Here is a 17,288-nt window from a genome sequence, read left to right as displayed (position 1 = left end):
CGCCTCATGAGGCGCGGCAGTGTAGACATGGGCACATGGTCCGGATAACGGGTCGACCCGGGTCTCGGCCGACCCGTCTTCCCAGCCCCCTGCGTGCCGCGCGCCCCCATGCCCGCGGCCGGGGGTCGCTGAGTGGGCGCAGCGTCGCCGGTCAGGTGTTCGTCCTTCAGCTCGTCATCGTGTTGTTGCTGGTCGTGGCCGCGGTCGTGGCGCTGGTGCTCCAGGTGCGGCACGACAGCAGTGTGGAGGCCCGCAACCGCTCACTCGCGGTCGCGGAGACCTTCGCCAACGCGCCCGGCACCCGTGAGGCACTGAGCTCACCGGACCCCACGGCCGTGCTGCAGCCGTCGGCGGAGGCCGCCCGCAAGGCGGCGAACGTCGACTTCATCGTCGTCATGAACACCGACGGGATCCGCTACACCCATCCCAAGCCGGACCGCATCGGCAAGAAATTCGTCGGCAACCTGGCGCCCGCCCTCGCCGGCAGGACCGTGACCGAGGAGATCACGGGCACGATAGGGCGGCTGGTGCAGGCCGTGGTGCCGATCAAGGATTCCGACGGGAAGGTCGTGGGCCTGGTCTCGGCCGGCATCACGACGGCGCGCGTGGGCGGTGCCCTCGACCAGCAGCTGCCGCTCCTGCTGCTGGCCGCGGGCCTTGCGGTCGCCCTGTCGACGGCGGGAACGGCGCTGGTGAGCAGACGGCTGATGCGACAGACGCACGGCCTCGGCCCGCACGAGATGACCCGGATGTACGAGCACCACGACGCGGTGCTGCACTCCGTGCGGGAAGGGGTGATCATCGTCGGTGACGACGGCCACCTGCTCCTCGCCAACGACGAGGCGCGTCGGCTGCTGCAGCTCCCGGACGACGCCGAGGGACGTCAGGTGCGGGCCCTCGGTCTCGACCCGGCGATCGCCGACCTGCTCGCCTCGGGGCGCGTCGCCACCGACGAGGTGCACCTGGTGAGCGACCGGCTCCTCGCGGTCAACCAGCGGCCCACCAACCTGCGGGGAGGCCCGTCAGGCAGCGTCGCCACGCTCCGTGACTCGACGGAGCTGCGTGCCCTGTCAGGCCGGGCCGAGGCGGCCCGGGAGCGCCTCGACCTGCTCTACGACGCCGGGGCCCGCGTCGGCACCAGCCTGGACGTGACCCGGACCGCCGAGGAGCTGGCGGACCTGGCCGTGCCGCGGTTCGCGGACTTCGTCGTCGTGGACCTGTACGACGCGGTTCTCGCCGGTGAGGAGCCGGAACCGGGCATCGGGCTGCGGCGTACCGCGCTGGCCGGCATCCGCAAGGACGCCCCGCTCTATCCGTCGGGCGAGCGGATCCGGTTCGTGGCGTCGTCGCCGCAGGCCCGGAGCCTGGAGAGCGGCCGGCCGGTCGTGGAGCCCCGCCTCGGCGAGGCGCCCGGCTGGCGCGCCCAGGACCTGGAGCGCTCCGCGCAGGTGGTGGAGTACGGCATCCACTCGCTGATCACCGTGCCGGTGCGGGCCGGTTCCCTCGTCCTCGGCGTGGTCAGCTTCTGGCGCTCGGAGAAGCCCGAGCCGTTCGACGCGGAGGAGGTGGCGCTGGCGGAGGAGCTGGTCGCTCGTGCCGCGGTCTCCATCGACAACGCGCGCCGCTACACCCGCGAGCACAGCATGGCCGTGACGCTCCAGCGCAGTCTGCTGCCGCGCAGCCTGCCGGAGCAGAGTGCCCTGGACATCGCCTACCGGTATCTGCCCGCTCAGGCGGGTGTGGGTGGTGACTGGTTCGACGTACTGCCGCTGTCGGGGGCCCGTGTGGCGCTGGTGGTCGGTGACGTCGTGGGCCACGGGCTGTACGCGGCGGCCACCATGGGGCGGCTGCGGACGGCGGTGAGCAACTTCTCCGCGCTGGACCTGGCTCCGGACGAGCTCCTCGGGCTTCTCGACGAGCTGGTGGGCCGTATCGACCAGGACGAGCAGGACGAGGGCGGCACCGCGCCCATCACGGGCGCCACCTGCCTGTACGCGGTGTACGACCCCGTCTCGCGGCGCTGCACCCTCGCCCGCGCGGGCCATCCGCCGCCCGCGGTGGTCCGTCCCGACGGCAGCGTGACGTTCCTCGACGTGCCGGCGGGGCCTCCGCTCGGCGTGGGGGGCCTGCCGTTCGAGACGGCCTCCGTGGAGCTGGAGGAGGGCAGCCGGCTCGTGCTGTACACCGACGGGCTGGTCGAGGACCGCGAGCGGGACATCGACACCGGCCTCGAGCTGCTGGGCGCGGCCCTGGCGTCGGCCGACTCCTCGCCCGACGACACGTGCCGGGTCGTCCTGGACGCGCTGCTGCCGTCCCGGCCGAGCGACGACGTGGCGCTGATCGTGGCGTGCACCCGGGCGCTCGGGGCCGACCGGGTGGCCGAGTGGGACGTGCCGATGGATCCGGCGGCCGTCGGCGAGGTGCGGGCCGCGGTGACCGCCAAGCTCGCGGACTGGGGGCTCGAGGAGCTGACGTTCACCACGGAGCTGATCCTCAGCGAGCTGGTGACCAACGCGATCCGCTACGGCGCGGGCCCGGTGCGCGTGCGGGTGCTGCGGGACAGCAGCCTGATCTGCGAGGTCTTCGACGGCAGCAGCACCTCACCGCATCTGCGTCACGCGGCCATGACCGACGAGGGGGGTCGTGGACTGTTCCTCGTGGCGCAGTTGGGGGACCGGTGGGGCACGCGCTACACCCCGACCGGCAAGATCATCTGGGCGGAGCAGCCGCTTCCCCGGGAGGCACGCGACTCATAAACCCGACTTATGAGCCCATAGATCGGACCCGCGTACCGACTTAGGCTTGCCTCAGTTTAGGCTTCCCGTCGAGTCGTCCTGTCATCGCTCGAAGGGAACCTGATCATGCCGCGCCCTCTGCGGGTAGCCATTGTCGGAGCCGGCCCCGCCGGGATCTACGCCGCCGACGCGCTGCTCAAGTCCGACGTGGCCGCCGACCCGGGGGTCTCCATCGACCTCTTCGAGCGCATGCCCGCCCCGTTCGGCCTGATCCGTTACGGCGTCGCCCCCGACCACCCCCGGATCAAGGGCATCATCACGGCGCTGCACCAGGTCCTCGACAAGCCGCAGATCCGTCTCTTCGGCAACGTCGACTACCCGACCGACATCAGCCTGGACGACCTGCGCGCGTTCTACGACGCGGTCATCTTCTCCACCGGCGCCACCGCCGACCGTGAGCTGCGCATACCCGGCATCGACCTCGACGGCTCCTACGGCGCCGCGGACTTCGTCTCCTGGTACGACGGCCACCCGGACGTGCCGCGCACCTGGCCGCTCGAGGCGGAGAAGGTCGCCGTGCTCGGTGTCGGCAACGTGGCCCTCGACGTGGCGCGCATCCTGGCGAAGACCGCGGACGAGCTGCTGCCGACGGAGATCCCGGCGAACGTCTACGACGGCCTGAAGGCCAACAAGGCGCTGGAGGTCCACGTCTTCGGCCGACGCGGCCCCGCGCAGGCCAAGTTCAGCCCGATGGAGCTGCGGGAGCTGGACCACTCCCCCAACATCGAGGTCATCGTCGACCCCGAGGACATCGACTACGACGAGGGCTCGATCGCGACCCGGCGCGGCAACAAGCAGGCCGACATGGTCGCCAAGACCCTGGAGAACTGGGCCATCCGCGACATCGGCGACCGGCCGCACAAGCTGTTCCTGCACTTCTTCGAGTCGCCCACCGAGATCCTCGGCGAGGACGGCAGGGTCGTCGGCCTGCGCACCGAGCGCACCGCCCTCGACGGCACCGGAAACGTCAAGGGCACCGGCGAGTTCAAGGACTGGGACGTCACCGCGGTCTACCGTGCCGTCGGCTACCTCTCCGACAAGCTCCCCAAGCTGCCCTGGGACATCGAGACCGGCACCGTCCCGGACCAGGGCGGCCGGGTCGTCCAGGAGACCGGCGAGCACCTGCGGTCCACGTACGTCACCGGCTGGATCCGGCGCGGCCCGGTCGGCCTCATCGGTCACACCAAGGGTGACGCCAACGAGACGGTGGCCAACCTGCTGGACGATTACGCCAACGAGCGCCTGCAGACGCCCACTTCGCCCGCCCCCGAGGCCGTGGACGCGTTCCTCGCCGAGCGCGACGTCCGCTTCACCACCTGGGAGGGCTGGTACAAGCTGGACGCCGCCGAGAAGGCGCTGGGCGAGCCCCAGGACCGCGAGCGCGTGAAGATCGTCGAGCGCGAGGACATGCTGAAGGCGAGCGGCGCGTAAGGGGGTTCGCCCCGTAGAGCGTTCCGGCGCGGGCAGGGCCCACCCCGATGCGGATGGTGGGCGGACCCTGTCCGCGCTGCCGATTGTGGGGGCCGGGCGGCGCCCGGGACACGGGTGAGCGGCGGTCGACTGGTGCGACGGCCGCGCGCCCCGCGCGCAGGCCGTGCGCCCCGTGTGCGCCCGGGGGCTGCGCACACCCCCGCTTGATCGTGTGCGGCGTGGAAAGACAATACTGGGACCGCACGTCGTTCCCGCCCCACAGATGGACTCATGTCAACGTCCCCCAGCGCCCGTCCCACGATCCCTTCCACGGTCTGGTCGACCCGCGGCCGCCACACCGCGACCGCCGCAGCGGACGTCGTCCGAGAACACCTGCGGCGGCTCAAGGACGACCAGGTCATCGACGACTTCAAGGAAGTACCCGACGACGAGAGCCCCGAGGGCCACCGTGTCTTCGAGGCGCGCTGGCGGGTCCCGGACGCGGTGACCGTACGGGCCCGGCTGACGCTGACGGACGTCCCCGAAGCCGGCTCGGACGCCGGGCAGGAGTGGACGCTGGTCGCGGAGGCGGAGCGGCCGTGGGAGCAGCGGTGGCCCTCCCCGGCCGCCGTGTTCTGGCCCTGGGAGTACGAGAGCGACCCCGACCACGTGACCCCCACGGGCCTGCGTCTCGGCGACGCCAACCCGCTGCCCGCCGACGAACAGGACATGCGCCGCGTGTTGCGCGGTGCGCAGCGCGACGGCTGGAGCATCGACGTCGTCGTCCACGAGGCGATGACGCCCGACGCGATGGGCCGGCGGCCGCTGACGCGGTTCCTGCCGCCGGGACTGCGTCACCGCGTGGTCGAGCACCGGGCCTCCCCGCACCAGTTGCGCGCCGTGAACTACGCGCTGCGGGACTCCGGCGTGGAGGTGCCGCGCGGCGGCGCCGTCGTACTGCCGGGCACCCCAGCCCCGCCCGACGCCGACGCCGCCGACCTCGCCGTACGCACCGTGTTCCTGGACGGCTCGGAGCCGACCGGTCTGGTCGACGCGGTGGTCCGCTTCGCCGCGCTGCCGAGGCCGCTCCCGGACGGCGGTCAGGAGGCGCTCGCCGCTCTCCGCGACGACTGGAGCCTGCTGACGCTGGAGGAGGAACTGGCCCGCGAGCGCAGGCTGGTGGCGATGTACGCGGAGGCGCTGGAGGCCATGACGAAGTCCCGCGACCTGTACCGGGAGGCCGCCGAACGGGCCCACGAGGCACTCACCGTCTACCGCGAGACCGGCTCCGTCGAGGCACCCGAACCGCAGCAGACGAAGCCGGCCGACAAGTCCGGCACCTCCCCGTTGCAGCAGCTCACCCGCACCTTCGAACGCCTCAAGTGGCGCCCCGCCCCCTCCTCGAACGGCACCACCGAGGCGGAGGAGACACCCGAGAGCTAGGAACAACCGCGGGTCAGCAGAACAGCGGGAACCGGTCGGCGTCCGCTCCCAGGGCCTGCCGGTCCGGTTCCGTGAGCGGAAGGCGGCCCGTGCCGGCGCGGGCGTAGTGCTCGTCGCTCCAGTCCACGGGCAGCGGGCGGCCGAGGAGACCGTCCAGGGTGGTCCGTACGACGGCCAGGGCGGTGGGGGGCGGGCCCGGGGCGGTGGGCAGGGCGACGACGAGGTCGAGATGGTGGACGGCGGCCTCGACGGTGAGCGTGCTGATCAGGTCGCCGGCGGTCAGGACGTGGCCCTGGGTGGCGACGAGGGCGTCCGCCCGGGCCGCCGCGGCGGCGTGGACGGCGGCCGACGCGGTCTCCAGGTACAGCCCGCGCAGCTGACCGAAATCGAGGAACATGCTGGCCGCGACCCGGTTGTAGCGGCGGCCGTTCGCGGCGCCCGCGGGGTTGGGCCGCCAGTCCTGCCAGTAGGTCACGGCGTCCCGGTCGGCCGGCCCGGAGGCCGGCGTGTGCAGGGCCACCAGGGCGCGCTGGGCGTCCCCGACGAGGTGGAAGAGGAGATCGCGCACCGCCCAGCCGGTACATCCGGTGGGCTGCCAGGACTCCTCGTCGCCGAGCGGCTCGACGACGCTCGCCAGCGCCTCGTAGGCGGCGCGCAGTGCCTGGGCCTGGTCCGGCGGAACGTGTGGTTCGGGCATGCCGGCCAGCTTAGGGGTGGACCGCTTGGGCAGTCCGGTGGGCCGGAACGGGTGTCAGGTCGCGTTGCGTGGATACGCGGATCCCACGGCACCGCTCCGCCCGTCCCGGAAGGTCTCGCGCATGGGCAGCCCCAGTCATGGTCTCCACTCCGACGTCATGCTGCGCGTCAACGGCAAACCGCACACGCTGACCGTCGACCACCGGCGCGTGCTGCTGGACCTGCTGCGCGAGGATCTCGACCTGCCGGGCGCCAAGAAGGGCTGCGACCACGGTCAGTGCGGCGCCTGCACGGTCCTGGTGGACGGGCGGCGCGTCAACAGCTGTCTGCTCCTCGCCGTCTCCCTGGAAGGCTGCGACATCACGACCGTCGAGGGCCTCGCCGGTGACGGTGAGGAGCCCCATCCGCTCCAGCGGGCGTTCCTCGAACGGGACGGCTTCCAGTGCGGCTACTGCACCCCGGGCCAGATCTGCTCCGCGCTCGGCGCGGTCGCGGAGGCCGAGGCGGGTCATCCCTCGCACGTGACCGACCCGGCGACGCCGTCCGGGCGGCCCGTACCGCTGGACCGGGACGAGATCCGGGAGCGGCTCAGCGGGAACCTGTGCCGCTGCGGCGCCTACCCGCGCATCGTCGACGCGGTGGAGGACGTGATCCGGTGAAACCCTTCGCCTACGTACGGGCCGCAAGCGTCGAGGAGGCCGCCGACGCCTACGCGTCCCGCCCCGGCGCCCGGTATCTCGGCGGCGGCACCAACCTCGTCGACCTGATGAAGCTCGGCGTGGAGCGGCCCGAGGCCCTCATCGACGTCAGCCGCCTGCCGCTGGGCGCCGTGGAGGAGCTGCCCGACGGGTCGCTGCGCGTCGGGGCGACCGTCCGCAACAGCGACCTCGCGGCCCATCCCCTCGTCCGTGACCGCTACCCGGCGCTGTCCCAGGCGCTGCTGGCGGGCGCCTCCGGTCAGCTGCGCAACGCCGCCACCACCGGCGGCAACCTGCTGCAACGCACCCGCTGCCCGTACTTCCAGGACCTGTCCAAGCCGTGCAACAAGCGAGAGCCGGGCAGCGGTTGCGGTGCCCTGGAGGGCGTCCACCGCGACCACGCCGTGCTCGGGCACTCGGAGCACTGCGTCGCCACCAACCCCTCCGACATGGCCGTCGCCCTTGCCGCCCTGGACGCGCGGGTGGAGCTGTACGGCCCCGAGGGCACCCGGAGCGTCCCCGCGGCCGAGTTCCACCGACTGCCCGGGGACCGTCCGGAGCGGGACACCGAGATCCTGCCCGGTGAGCTGATCACCGGCGTGGTGCTGCCGGCCCGCCCGGCCGGGCTGCCGTCCGCGTACCGCAAGGCCCGCGACCGGGCCTCGTACGCCTTCGCCCTCGCCTCCGTCGCCGCCGTGGTGGAGGTGGCCGACGGGGTGGTCTCGTACGTCGGGCTGGCCTTCGGCGCTCTGGCGCACCGGCCCTGGCGGGCGCGGCGGGCCGAGGAGGCGCTGCTGGGAGCCGCGCCCACCGTCGCGGCGTTCGAGCACGCCGTCGATCTGGAACTGGCCGCCGCGCGGCCCCTGCGGGACAACGCCTACAAGGTGCCTCTGGCCCGCGGTATCGCCCTCGACGTCCTGGGCAGTCTCACGGCGCCCGCCAGGACCTGAACCGGCATCCCGAGGAGGACTCCATGGCCGAGCCCGCCAGCGTGTCGGGCGCTCCCGCCGAGCGCCGGGAAGGGCGTCTGAAGGTCACCGGCACCGCCCGCTACGCCGCCGAACACGCCTCTCCCGGGCGCCTCCAGGCCTGGCCCGTGCCGGCGGCGGTCGCGCGCGGCCGGGTGACGCGGATCGACACCGCGGCAGCCCTGGCCGTGCCCGGGGTCGTGACCGTGCTGACGCCGGACGACGCCCCGCGGCTGGCCGGGTCCGACGACGCCACACTGGCCGTCCTCCAGGACTCCCGTGTACCGCACCGGGGGTGGTTCGTCGCGCTGGTCGTGGCGGAGACCCTGGAGGCGGCCCGCGTCGGCGCGGCGGCCGTGGACGTCGGGTACGCGACCGAGGAGCACGACGTCACCCTCACCGACGCACACCCCGCCGGGTACGTCCCCGAGCAGGCCAACGGCGGGTATCCGGCCGTACGCGAACAGGGCGACCCCGAGGGCGCGTTCGGGTCGTCCGAGGTCCGCGTCGACGTCCGCTACCGCGTGCCTCCGCTGCACAACCACCCCATGGAGCCGCACGCCACCACCGCCCGCTGGGACGGTGACCTGCTGACGGTCCACACCTCCAGCCAGGGCTCCGGCGTCGTACGCGCCGTGCTGGCCCAGCTGTTCGACGTGCCCCAGGAACGGATCACCGTCCACGCCGAGCACGTGGGCGGCGGCTTCGGCTCGAAGGGCACGCCCCGCCCGGACGTCGTACTCGCGGTGATGGCGGCGACGCGGACCGGACGGCCCGTCACCGTGGCCCTCCCCCGGCGCTTCCTCCCGGCCGTCGTCGGACACCGCGCCCCCACCCTGCACCGGCTGCGCCTCGGCGCCCGCCCGGACGGCCGGCTGACGTCCCTGCTCCACGAGGTCACCACCCACACCTCGCACGCCAAGGAGTTCGTGGAGCAGGCCGCGACCCCCGGCCGCGTCATGTACGCCACGCCGAACAGCCGTACCGCCCACCGCGTGGTGCCGCTCGACGTGCCGACACCGTCCTGGATGCGCGCCCCGGGCGAGGCGCCCGGCATGTACGCGCTGGAGTCCGCGATGGACGAGCTCGCCACCGAGCTGGGCATGGACCCGGTCGCGCTGCGCGTCGTCAACGAGCCGGAGGCCGAGCCCGACAGCGGCAAGCCGTTCAGCAGCAGGCATCTCGTGGAGTGTCTGCGCGAGGGCGCCCGCCGGTTCGGCTGGGACCGACGCGATCCGCGTCCGCGCGCCCGCGAGGAGGGGCCCCTGCTGATCGGCTCTGGCGTGGCGGCGGCCACCTACCCCGTCCTGGTGTGGCCCTCGAAGGCCTCGGCACGGGCGCTGCCCGACGGGACCTTCCTGGTGTCGATCAACGCGGCGGACATCGGCACGGGCTCCCGTACGGTACTCGCGCAGATCGCCGCGGACGTCCTGGACGTGCCGCTGGAGCGGGTGCGCATCGAGGTGGGCCGCACCGATCTGCCCGCGGCGTCGCTCGCGGGCGGCTCGTCGGGCACCGCGTCCTGGGGCTGGCCCGTCCACGAGGCGTGCACCCGGCTCGTGGCGCTCCTCGGCGACCGCTCGGGGCCGCTGCCGGCGCAGGGGCTGGCCGTCGAGGCCGACACGGCGGGCCGGGCCGACGCCGACAGTCCCTACGCGCGGCACGCGTTCGGCGCGCACTTCGCGGAGGTCGCCGTCGACACGGTCACCGGTGAGACCCGGGTACGGCGCCTGCTGGGCGTGTACGCCGCCGGGCGCATCCTCAACGCCCGTACCGCGCGCTCCCAGTTCGTCGGCGGCATGGTCATGGGTCTGGGCATGGCCCTCACCGAGGGCAGCACGATGGACGCCGCGTTCGGCGACTTCACGGAGTCCGACCTGGCCTCATACCACGTCCCCGCCCACGCCGACGTCCCCGACATCGAGGCCCACTGGGTCGACGAGGACGACCCCCACCTCAACCCCATGGGCAGCAAGGGCATCGGCGAGATCGGCATCGTGGGCACCGCCGCCGCCATCGCCAACGCCACCCACCACGCCACCGGCATCCGCTTCCGCGCACTGCCGCTGACCCCGGACCGGGTACTGACGGGGCTGCTCGGGCGGAGCACTTGAGGCCCGACGGCCGAGGTGCAGAAACGGGTCCCGCACCTCAGTCGCCCGGTCGGCTCGCTTCCGTCGTACGGTTCGGCGCTGCTGCCGGCCTCCTCCCCGCCGGCTCTGCCACGATCAGGGCGAGGAGGGCGGTCAGGGTCGCGAGGACCGCGGTGGAGGTGGCGAGCCATGAGGGTGCCAGGGTGAGGCTCAGGGCGCGGGAGAGGCCGGCCGCGTGCCACTGGTCCTGGAAAAGCCGCGCCGTGACCAGTGCCGCCGGAACCACGACCGCTCCGGCGAGCAGCACGGCCGTGGACCGGAACGTCAGCAGCAGGGCCAGCAGCACACACAGTACGGACGCGCCGAAAGCGAATCCGTAGACCTGGAGGGACGCGCCGTCCCGGCTCGCCGGGAAGTGGGCGGCGCCACAGATCGCGAGGGCCGCGACGGTGAGCCAGGTGGGCCAGGACGGCGCCCCGGCGGTTGGGCCCGCACCGCGCGGGCGCCGGTTGCGGCCGGAGCGCAACACCAGCCGGACACCGGCACGTTCGCCCAGCAGCGTCGTCAGCCGCGACACCTCGTCGGGTGTCTGCGCGACCCCGGCGGCCCCCGTGGCCTCCGTGGCCGCCGTCGGGAACACGGGGGGCCGGTTGGGGTGGGATTCGGGAGAGCGGGTCGTCATGCTCAGCTCCAGGGACGGGGTGCGGCCGCTCCTGGCCCCCGACACGCGACACGCGACTTTCTGTTGATCATTGGCTTGATCATTAGTACGACCCCCCAGGACGGCCCGCCACTCGCGTGGGCCACATGGATGAGAACCGGCCATCCGCGGCGTGGGTGACGCACACGCGGGTACCCCGGAGGCCATACGGGCGCCGTAACCGGGAATCCGTACGGGGAAGGGGCCCGCAGACGGCGGCACACCGGCGCACCGGACCGAGGAGAGCCCGTGGACACGACCACAGCAGTGATCGCCGTCGCCGTGGTCCTCGCGGCCGTGGCCCTCGTCGTCGCCGTCTCGCTGCTCATCCGGCTGGTGAAGGCCCGGCGCTCGCTGCGGCGGGCCGGGTTGCCGACCGGGCCCCGCTGGGTCTTCTGGGGCGCCGTCCTCTATCTCATACTGCCGACGGATCTACTGCCCGACCCGGTGTACCTGGACGACATCGGCGTCCTCCTGCTGGCGCTGCGCACCCTGCGCCGCCCGGTCGCCGACGCACAGCGGCCCTCGCCTCTCGGCAGGCCGAGCGATACCGCCTGATTCCACTCAGACCCCGCTCGACCCCCGCTCAACCTCCCTGCGCCCCCGGCCGTCTCAGGTCGGGGGTGGCGAACTCGCCAATGACTACGGAGCGTAAGGAAACCAACCACCCGTTCGATTCGTATAAGTCAATGGAAGCCCAGGTGATCCACCGGGCGAAGCGACGACGCAGCACGACGCGCCATGGCGACGGCTTGGTCGGCGCAGCACGAAGAGGGAGAGACGATGCAACCGTTTGCGCTCAACTACGCACGCCCGGCGGCGGATTTGGACGTTTCCATTCCGTATGCCTATGACTCAGGACTGCAGTTGAACGTACTTCTCGACGGCCGGATCGCCGCCTCGGACCTCGCGCTGCTGAGGGAACTGGGGACCACCACGTCCACCGCCGGTTCGAAGACCCACTTCGACGACTGAACGCGGGACCGACGACGATGACCGTGTTGATCCTGACCTGTGAACAGGACGTGACCGCGGACATGGTGGTCGTGCACCTCAACGCCTCCGGGGTTCCCGTGGTCCGGCTGGACCCGGCCGACCTGACGGGCGGGGTCGCCCTCTCGGGCGAGTACGTGCACGGCGCCTTCCGCGGCCACCTCTGGTCCGCGGGTCGCCTGGTGAGCATCGACGGCCTGCGGTCCATCTGGGTGCGCAGGCCGGGCACTCCGGCCACCCGGGTGCCCGAGCCGTCCGACTGGCTCACCGAGGAGTCCTCACAGGCGTTGTACGGCATGCTGCGCGGCTCCGGCGCGAGGTGGATGAACCATCCCGACGCCGCCCGCCGGGCACGCCACAAGCCCTGGCAGCTCCGTCTCGCCCAGCGCAGCGGACTGCCCGTGCCGGCCACCCTGATCACGACGTTTCCGCAGGCCGCCCGCGAGTTCGCGGAGCGCTTCCCGGACCTCGTGGTCAAGCCGGTCTCCGGCGCGCACCCGCAGGAGCCGCCCCGCGCGGTGCCGACGAGCCGGGTGGCGCCGGACGCGGACTTCGCCGCCGTCGCGTACGGCCCGACGCTGCTGCAACGCAGGGTCGCCAAGCGGGCCGACATCCGTCTGACCGTCGTGGGGGATCACATGCTGGCCGCCCGCAAGGAGACGGCCCCGGACGCGGATCCCGACGACGTCGACGTCCGCTTCGCCCCGGCCGACCTGCCGTGGCGTCCCGTCGAGGTGCCGACCCGCGCCGTCGACGGCGTCCGCACGTACCTGCGGGAGGCCGGACTGGCGTACGGGGCCTTCGACTTCGCCGAGGACGCCGACGGCACCTGGTGGTTCCTGGAGTGCAACCAGTCCGGCCAGTTCGGCTTCGTGGAGGTGGAAACCGGCCAACCCATCGCCCGCACCATCGCGGAGTGGCTGGCGGAGCCGGGCCCGCGCGAGGGGGCGTGCTGCGGCGAGGGACGGAGTGGTACGACGGTGTCCTGAACTCGGCGGGGGCGGGCGGCCGCCCCCGATTTCAGGCCACTTGAGGGGGGGTCACTCCCCCAGCGTGCGGGCCAGCTCCGTGGTCGCGCGCGTGACCTCCGCGTCGTCCTCGGCGAGCAGCTGCGGCAGGACTCCGCGCCGGTCGCGGACGGCCCGTCGGGCCGCGCGTTCCCACACGACGGGGTTCTCACGGCGGTTGAGCAGTTTCGGGTAGACGGCGGCGGTGCTCTCCCACTGCCGGGCGTCGGCGATGCTGTTGAGCAGCTGGATGATCTGCGGCCGGCACGTCACATGGGGCAGCTGGGCGAGCTCCCACAGGAACGGCACGGTCGCTGCGGTGGCCTGCTCGACCACGAAGCCGTACTGGCAGATGCGGCTGCGCAGTTCCGTGAGCGCGGTCCGGGCGGTGTGCGGGTCCCCCCAGGCCACGCTGGTGAGGAGGAGGGGGATGGCGGCCGCGGAGCCGGTGGAGTCCTTGATCTCGCTCCAGGGCACCTGCCCGAGCGTCATCAGGGGCGTGGTGCGTGCCAGTCCCTTGGCGGGCGCGTCGCGGTCCGTGCGCTGGGTGCTCGGCTTTCCGTTCGGAGCGGGGCGCATGTCGGTGGACCCTTCCACGGTGGTGTCGGGTGTGGGACGGATCGACAGCATGGCCCAGACGGTCTTGCCCGCGGGGCGTCTGGGCGTCCAGCCCCACCCGACGGACAGGGCCTCGACGATGGCCAGGCCTCTTCCGTGCTCGTCCAGTTCGCAGGCCTCGGCCGAGGCAGCGGGCACGGGTGGGCTGTCGATGTCGTCGGAGACGGTGAGCAGCAGGTGGCCGGGGGTGAGCGCGAGTCCGAGCCGGACCGTCGGCATGCCACCGGGGACACGTGGCGCCGCGTGTTCGGCCGCGTTGGCGGCCAGTTCGCCCATCACGAGCATCGCGTCGTCCTCGCGGTGTTCGAGCGACCACTGGCGCAGGATGCCGCGGGTGAAGGCGCGGCCCAGGGCGAAGCCCTGTCGGTCGCAGCTGATGCGCAGATCGGCGGAGACGACGGAGGGTGGCGGCGCGTCGCCGTCCGGGCCGGGTTCCTCTTCCGCCTCGGCCGTCAGGACCGCGCGCAGTGGGGCGCGGTCCGCGCCGTTCCCACCCGCCCTCGGCACACCTTCACTGGGCGAACGGGGCGCGTGGTACGCAGGCGACGACACGACATCTCCCTGATGCGACGTCAGGCTGGGGCGGCAACCTCGGGGTTGACTCCGCGGCTATTATCCACGCCAACGGCGCTCGCGTGCAATTGCACGGGAAATTGCGCGGAATTCAGCCGAGCGCGCGGCACGGAACACGAACGGCAAGGAGACTGCGGTGCCACCAGTGCGGAACGGGGTGCGGGCGAGCTCGCTGGACGCCTGCTGGATCAAGACCCGGCACAGCAACGCCGAGGGGAACTGCGTCGAGGTCGCCGCCCTGACCGGCGGGGACATCGCGATGCGCAACTCCCGCGATCCCGACGGACCCGCGCTCGTCTACACGCCGGCCGAGATCACGGCCTTCCTGTCCGGCGTCAAGGACGGCGAGTTCGACCATCTGGTGCGGGGCAACGGGTGAGCCGCGCGGTCACGCCACGGCCAACTCCCGTGTCGTCACGGAGGGATACGGTGAAGGTTCGCCGAGTGAGATAGAGTTTTTCTCACGTCTGCCTGTCTCCGGGGAGCCATGATGTCCGCCGCGTCGCCTCGCATCTCGCGCCTCGAGTCCTACCTCGACCGGCCCGATCCCGCGCCGACCTTGCTGAAGATGCTGGTCGGCGTCCAACTGGCCGGGTTCCGCGAGGACGCGGGCCTCTCCCAGGACCAGGCGGCACGCGCCCTCGGCTTCAGCGGGGCGAAGCTCTCCCGCATCGAGTCCGGAAAAGGCCGTCGCCCTCCGACCGAGCGGGACGTGCGGGCCCTGCTGGAGCTGTACGGCACCGATGCCTACGAGGCCTCGGTGCTGATCAAGCTGCTACAGCGGGCCGGTGAGCCGGGGTGGTGGCAGCGCTACGACAAGCGTCTGATGCCCGAGTGGTTCGACCGGCTGGTGGGGCTCCAGGAGGCGGCGGCCACCATCCGCACCTTCGAGATCCAGTACGTCCCCGGCCTGTTGCAGACCGCCGCCTATACGCGGGCGGTGGTGGAGCGGGGGCTGCCGAACGCGCCCGCCGGTGAGGTGCAGCGCCGGGTCGAACTCCGCATGCGCCGGGCCGAGTTGGTGACCCGGGCGGACGCGCCGCGGCTGTGGGCGGTCGTCGACGAGTCGGTCCTGCTGCGGGTGCTCGGCGGCAAGGACGTCATGCGGGAGCAGCTCGGGCATCTGATCGAGATGGCCCGCCGCCCCAATGTCACCGTGCAGGTCGTGCCCTTGGACGTCACGAACGCCTCGGCGCCCGCCATACCGGTCACCTATCTCCGCTTCGGCGGCCTCGACCTTCCCGACGTCGTCTACCTCGAGCACATCAGGAGTGCCAACTTCCTCGAGGACCGGGACGAGACGGAGGAGTACCGCCTCGCTCTGGACCGGCTGGCCGACGAAGCGCTCAACCCGCGGGAGTCACTGGGTCTGCTGCGCGAGACGATGAGGTCGCGTTATCCCGCGCAGTGACGGACGACTAGGGTCTCGTGGCTACGGCAGACGGGCCACGCCGCCGAACTCGATCCACTCCTGGGTGAGCTGACGGGGTGCCACCTCGTTGTCGGGGCGCCAGGTGGACACCTCCACGAGCCCGGGAGGGAGGATGTCCAGGCCGTCGAACAGCGCCTCGACGTCCTTCTCCTGACGCACCCGCCCCCAGTGGCCCTGCGTCGCCTGGTCCATGAAGTTCGTGACGAACTCGCGCACCTCGGCGTCCTCACTGACCAGCTGACACATCAACAGGTAGCTGCCGGGCGCGAGCCGCTCCTTCACCCGCTCGACCACGGCCGCCGGTCCATCGGTCTCGCTGTCCGGGATGCAGTGGAAGACGGAGTTGAACAGCACGGCGACCGGCTGGCTGAAGTCGATCAGCCGCTGGGTGTCGGGGTGGGAGAAGATGGCGTCCGTCTCCCGCATGTCGGCGTGGATGACGGTGGTGCGCTCGTCCTGCTCCAGCAGGGCACGGCCGTGCACCAGCACCATCGGGTCGTTGTCCACGTAGACGACGTGCGCGGTGGGGTCGATGCTCTGGGCGACCTGGTGGACGTTGTCCTGGGTGGGCAGGCCGGAGCCGTGGTCCAGGAACTGACGTATGCCGTACTCCTGCGTCAGGGTCCTGACGACCCGCTGGAGGAAGCGCCGGTTGTTGACGGCCAGGCGGCGGGTGCTGGGGACGACCTTGTCGAGCTCCTCGCAGGCCGCGCGGTCGGCCGCGTAGTTGTCCTTGCCGCCCAGGTAGTGGTCGTACATGCGAGCTGCCGTCGGCACGTTGGCGTCGATCTTTGTGGACAGCCGCTTCTCCGAGTGCATTCGCTCCCCCAGCTCCGTGCCGCGCCAACTGGACTGGCATGACTGAGAGTACATCCTAGGAACTCGATGTTTGTCCGTTCCAGTCCGTTGGCACGGCAACCCGCACATGGGAGCGCAAAGTTCAGGCGGCGTCGAGCGTCGCGAGCTCCTCGGCGGTGAGGGTGAGGTCGGGTGCGGCGGCGGAGTCGCGGATCGTCTCGGGGCGGCTGGCGCCCGGAATCGGCACCACCACCGGGGACTTGGCGAGCATCCAGGCCAGGCACACGCGCTGCGGGCTCACCCCGTGGGCCTCGGCGATCCGGGCGAACGGCGCGTGGACGGAGCCGAGTTCACCCGCGCGGGAGATGCCGCCGAGCGGGCTCCACGGCAGGAAGGCGATGCCGAGCTCGTCGCACAGCCGCAGCTCCGGCTCGCTGGAGCGGAACGCCGGGGAAAACTGGTTCTGCACGGAGACCAGCCGGCCTCCCAGGATCTCGTTCGCCTGCCTGATCTGGTCCGGATTCGCGTTCGAGATGCCCGCCCTGCGGATCTTGCCCTCGTCCAGCAGCTCGCGCACCGCGCCGACGGACTCCTCGTAGGGCACCCGGGGGTCGGGGCGGTGGAACTGGTAGAGGTCGACGGCCTCGACGCCGAGCCGGCGCAGCGAGGCCTCGCAGGCCTCCTTGAGGTGCCGCGGGCTGCCGTCCAGCGTCCAGCTGCCGTCGCCGGGGCGCAGATGACCGCCCTTGGTGGCGACCAGGACGTCCCGGCCCCGGTCGTGGGAGGCGAGGGCCTTGGCGACGAGGGTCTCGTTGTGACCGACGTCGTCGGCGTGCAGGTGGTAGGCGTCGGCGGTGTCGATCAGAGTCACGCCGGCGTCGAGAGCGGCGTGGATCGTGGCGAGGGAACGCGCTTCGTCCGGGCGTCCTTCGATCGACATGGGCATGGCGCCGAGGCCGATCGCACTGACCTCGACGTCACCGATGCGGCGGGTGTGCATGGGCTGCGACCTCTTTCGAAGCTGGTGGTGCGCGGGGGTGCGCGGGGACGCACTCCAGCCTGTC

General features: G+C 72.3%; 16 protein-coding genes and 1 pseudogene. 11 read left to right on the top strand and 6 right to left on the bottom strand.

Features of this window, described 5'->3' with window-relative positions; all coding sequences use genetic code 11:
* The first annotated feature begins 35 nt into the window (after window positions 1-35).
* The 3 genes from ACGFNV_RS06235 to ACGFNV_RS06225 all read left to right on the top strand — a co-directional run bounded on the left by ACGFNV_RS06235 (window position 36) and on the right by ACGFNV_RS06225 (window position 5,648).
* The gene (locus tag ACGFNV_RS06235; protein ID WP_393619761.1) at window positions 36-2,756 is read left to right on the top strand and encodes a SpoIIE family protein phosphatase; all 2,721 of its coding nucleotides are present in this window, start codon (window positions 36-38) and stop codon (window positions 2,754-2,756) included.
* Window positions 2,757-2,861: 105 nt separating this feature from the next.
* Complete coding sequence (locus tag ACGFNV_RS06230; RefSeq protein ID WP_393619759.1) at window positions 2,862-4,226, top strand: FAD-dependent oxidoreductase; 1,365 nt, start codon at window positions 2,862-2,864, stop codon at window positions 4,224-4,226.
* 270 nt (window positions 4,227-4,496) lie between these two features.
* On the top strand, window positions 4,497-5,648 hold the full coding sequence (locus tag ACGFNV_RS06225) for a hypothetical protein (RefSeq protein ID WP_393619758.1): 1,152 nt from the start codon (window positions 4,497-4,499) through the stop codon (window positions 5,646-5,648).
* Window positions 5,649-5,661: 13 nt separating this feature from the next.
* On the opposite strand, the gene ACGFNV_RS06220 is transcribed toward ACGFNV_RS06225, so the two are convergent.
* Entirely contained in the window at window positions 5,662-6,345 is a 684-nt protein-coding gene (locus ACGFNV_RS06220; protein WP_393619756.1) for a maleylpyruvate isomerase N-terminal domain-containing protein, read from the bottom strand.
* 121 nt (window positions 6,346-6,466) lie between these two features.
* Between ACGFNV_RS06220 and ACGFNV_RS06215 the strand changes: the two genes are divergently transcribed.
* From ACGFNV_RS06215 to ACGFNV_RS06205, 3 genes are read left to right on the top strand one after another with little or no spacing between them, the layout of a single operon-like run.
* Window positions 6,467-7,003, top strand: coding sequence for a 2Fe-2S iron-sulfur cluster-binding protein (locus ACGFNV_RS06215; protein ID WP_393619754.1), 537 nt, complete (start codon window positions 6,467-6,469; stop codon window positions 7,001-7,003).
* Complete coding sequence (locus tag ACGFNV_RS06210) at window positions 7,000-7,992, top strand: FAD binding domain-containing protein (protein ID WP_393619752.1); 993 nt, start codon at window positions 7,000-7,002, stop codon at window positions 7,990-7,992. Before ACGFNV_RS06215 ends, ACGFNV_RS06210 begins: the two co-directional genes overlap by 4 nt.
* Window positions 7,993-8,015: 23 nt before the next feature.
* Window positions 8,016-10,124: a xanthine dehydrogenase family protein molybdopterin-binding subunit gene (locus ACGFNV_RS06205; protein ID WP_393619750.1), complete on the top strand. Its 2,109-nt coding sequence runs from the start codon at window positions 8,016-8,018 to the stop codon at window positions 10,122-10,124.
* 37 nt (window positions 10,125-10,161) lie between these two features.
* Here the strand turns inward: ACGFNV_RS06205 and ACGFNV_RS06200 are convergent, their stop codons facing one another.
* Window positions 10,162-10,785, bottom strand: coding sequence for a hypothetical protein (locus ACGFNV_RS06200; RefSeq protein ID WP_393619748.1), 624 nt, complete (start codon window positions 10,783-10,785; stop codon window positions 10,162-10,164).
* Between the two features lie 267 nt (window positions 10,786-11,052).
* Between ACGFNV_RS06200 and ACGFNV_RS06195 the strand changes: the two genes are divergently transcribed.
* From ACGFNV_RS06195 to tgmB, 3 genes are all read left to right on the top strand, one after another.
* Window positions 11,053-11,361 (top strand): YkvA family protein, encoded by a 309-nt coding sequence (locus ACGFNV_RS06195; RefSeq protein WP_166662178.1) that lies wholly within the window; start codon window positions 11,053-11,055, stop codon window positions 11,359-11,361.
* A gap of 225 nt (window positions 11,362-11,586) precedes the next feature.
* Entirely contained in the window at window positions 11,587-11,778 is a 192-nt protein-coding gene (gene tgmA / locus ACGFNV_RS06190) for a putative ATP-grasp-modified RiPP (RefSeq protein ID WP_133925965.1), read from the top strand.
* Window positions 11,779-11,795: 17 nt separating this feature from the next.
* Window positions 11,796-12,785 carry an ATP-grasp ribosomal peptide maturase gene (gene tgmB, locus ACGFNV_RS06185; protein WP_393619746.1) on the top strand — a complete coding sequence of 330 codons (990 nt, stop codon included), beginning with the start codon at window positions 11,796-11,798 and terminating at the stop codon, window positions 12,783-12,785.
* 51 nt (window positions 12,786-12,836) lie between these two features.
* Here tgmB and ACGFNV_RS06180 read toward each other — a convergent pair whose 3' ends face one another.
* Window positions 12,837-13,382 (bottom strand): hypothetical protein, encoded by a 546-nt coding sequence (locus ACGFNV_RS06180; RefSeq protein ID WP_393620049.1) that lies wholly within the window; start codon window positions 13,380-13,382, stop codon window positions 12,837-12,839.
* Window positions 13,383-13,448: 66 nt separating this feature from the next.
* Window positions 13,449-13,928, bottom strand: a pseudogene (locus ACGFNV_RS06175) (ATP-binding protein); the annotation flags it as partial.
* A gap of 202 nt (window positions 13,929-14,130) precedes the next feature.
* Between ACGFNV_RS06175 and ACGFNV_RS06170 the strand changes: the two are divergent.
* Together ACGFNV_RS06170 and ACGFNV_RS06165 are read left to right on the top strand one after the other, a co-directional pair.
* A complete protein-coding gene (locus tag ACGFNV_RS06170) occupies window positions 14,131-14,373 on the top strand; it encodes a DUF397 domain-containing protein (protein WP_393619745.1) in 243 nt (80 codons plus the stop codon).
* 111 nt (window positions 14,374-14,484) lie between these two features.
* Window positions 14,485-15,405 (top strand): helix-turn-helix domain-containing protein, encoded by a 921-nt coding sequence (locus tag ACGFNV_RS06165; RefSeq protein WP_393620047.1) that lies wholly within the window; start codon window positions 14,485-14,487, stop codon window positions 15,403-15,405.
* 21 nt (window positions 15,406-15,426) lie between these two features.
* Here ACGFNV_RS06165 and ACGFNV_RS06160 read toward each other — a convergent pair whose 3' ends face one another.
* Together ACGFNV_RS06160 and ACGFNV_RS06155 are read right to left on the bottom strand one after the other, a co-directional pair.
* Window positions 15,427-16,245 carry an SAM-dependent methyltransferase gene (locus tag ACGFNV_RS06160; protein WP_393619743.1) on the bottom strand — a complete coding sequence of 273 codons (819 nt, stop codon included), beginning with the start codon at window positions 16,243-16,245 and terminating at the stop codon, window positions 15,427-15,429.
* Window positions 16,246-16,366: 121 nt separating this feature from the next.
* Complete coding sequence (locus tag ACGFNV_RS06155; RefSeq protein WP_393619741.1) at window positions 16,367-17,224, bottom strand: aldo/keto reductase; 858 nt, start codon at window positions 17,222-17,224, stop codon at window positions 16,367-16,369.
* Window positions 17,225-17,288: the final 64 nt, after the last annotated feature.

It is taken from the genome of Streptomyces sp. NPDC048751 (genome assembly GCF_043198595.1).
Taxonomy (GTDB): Bacteria; Actinomycetota; Actinomycetes; order Streptomycetales; family Streptomycetaceae; genus Streptomyces.
The sequence above is the reverse complement of the archived record's forward strand: the minus strand, read 5'-3'. Positions and strand labels throughout refer to the sequence as shown.

Bases quoted from the DNA above. Each gene is read 5' to 3' on its own strand.
- ACGFNV_RS06205 (WP_393619750.1), top strand. From the start codon at position 8,016: ATGGCCGAGCCCGCCAGCGTGTCGGGCGCTCCCGCCGAGCGCCGGGAA.
- tgmB (WP_393619746.1), top strand. From the start codon at position 11,796: ATGACCGTGTTGATCCTGACCTGTGAACAGGACGTGACCGCGGACATG.
- ACGFNV_RS06220 (WP_393619756.1), bottom strand. From the start codon at position 6,345: ATGCCCGAACCACACGTTCCGCCGGACCAGGCCCAGGCACTGCGCGCC.
- ACGFNV_RS06225 (WP_393619758.1), top strand. From the start codon at position 4,497: ATGTCAACGTCCCCCAGCGCCCGTCCCACGATCCCTTCCACGGTCTGG.
- ACGFNV_RS06215 (WP_393619754.1), top strand. From the start codon at position 6,467: ATGGGCAGCCCCAGTCATGGTCTCCACTCCGACGTCATGCTGCGCGTC.
- ACGFNV_RS06230 (WP_393619759.1), top strand. From the start codon at position 2,862: ATGCCGCGCCCTCTGCGGGTAGCCATTGTCGGAGCCGGCCCCGCCGGG.
- tgmA (WP_133925965.1), top strand. From the start codon at position 11,587: ATGCAACCGTTTGCGCTCAACTACGCACGCCCGGCGGCGGATTTGGAC.
- ACGFNV_RS06180 (WP_393620049.1), bottom strand. From the start codon at position 13,382: ATGCGCCCCGCTCCGAACGGAAAGCCGAGCACCCAGCGCACGGACCGC.
- ACGFNV_RS06165 (WP_393620047.1), top strand. From the start codon at position 14,485: ATGTCCGCCGCGTCGCCTCGCATCTCGCGCCTCGAGTCCTACCTCGAC.
- ACGFNV_RS06160 (WP_393619743.1), bottom strand. From the start codon at position 16,245: ATGCACTCGGAGAAGCGGCTGTCCACAAAGATCGACGCCAACGTGCCG.
- ACGFNV_RS06155 (WP_393619741.1), bottom strand. From the start codon at position 17,224: ATGCACACCCGCCGCATCGGTGACGTCGAGGTCAGTGCGATCGGCCTC.
- ACGFNV_RS06200 (WP_393619748.1), bottom strand. From the start codon at position 10,785: ATGACGACCCGCTCTCCCGAATCCCACCCCAACCGGCCCCCCGTGTTC.
- ACGFNV_RS06235 (WP_393619761.1), top strand. From the start codon at position 36: ATGGTCCGGATAACGGGTCGACCCGGGTCTCGGCCGACCCGTCTTCCC.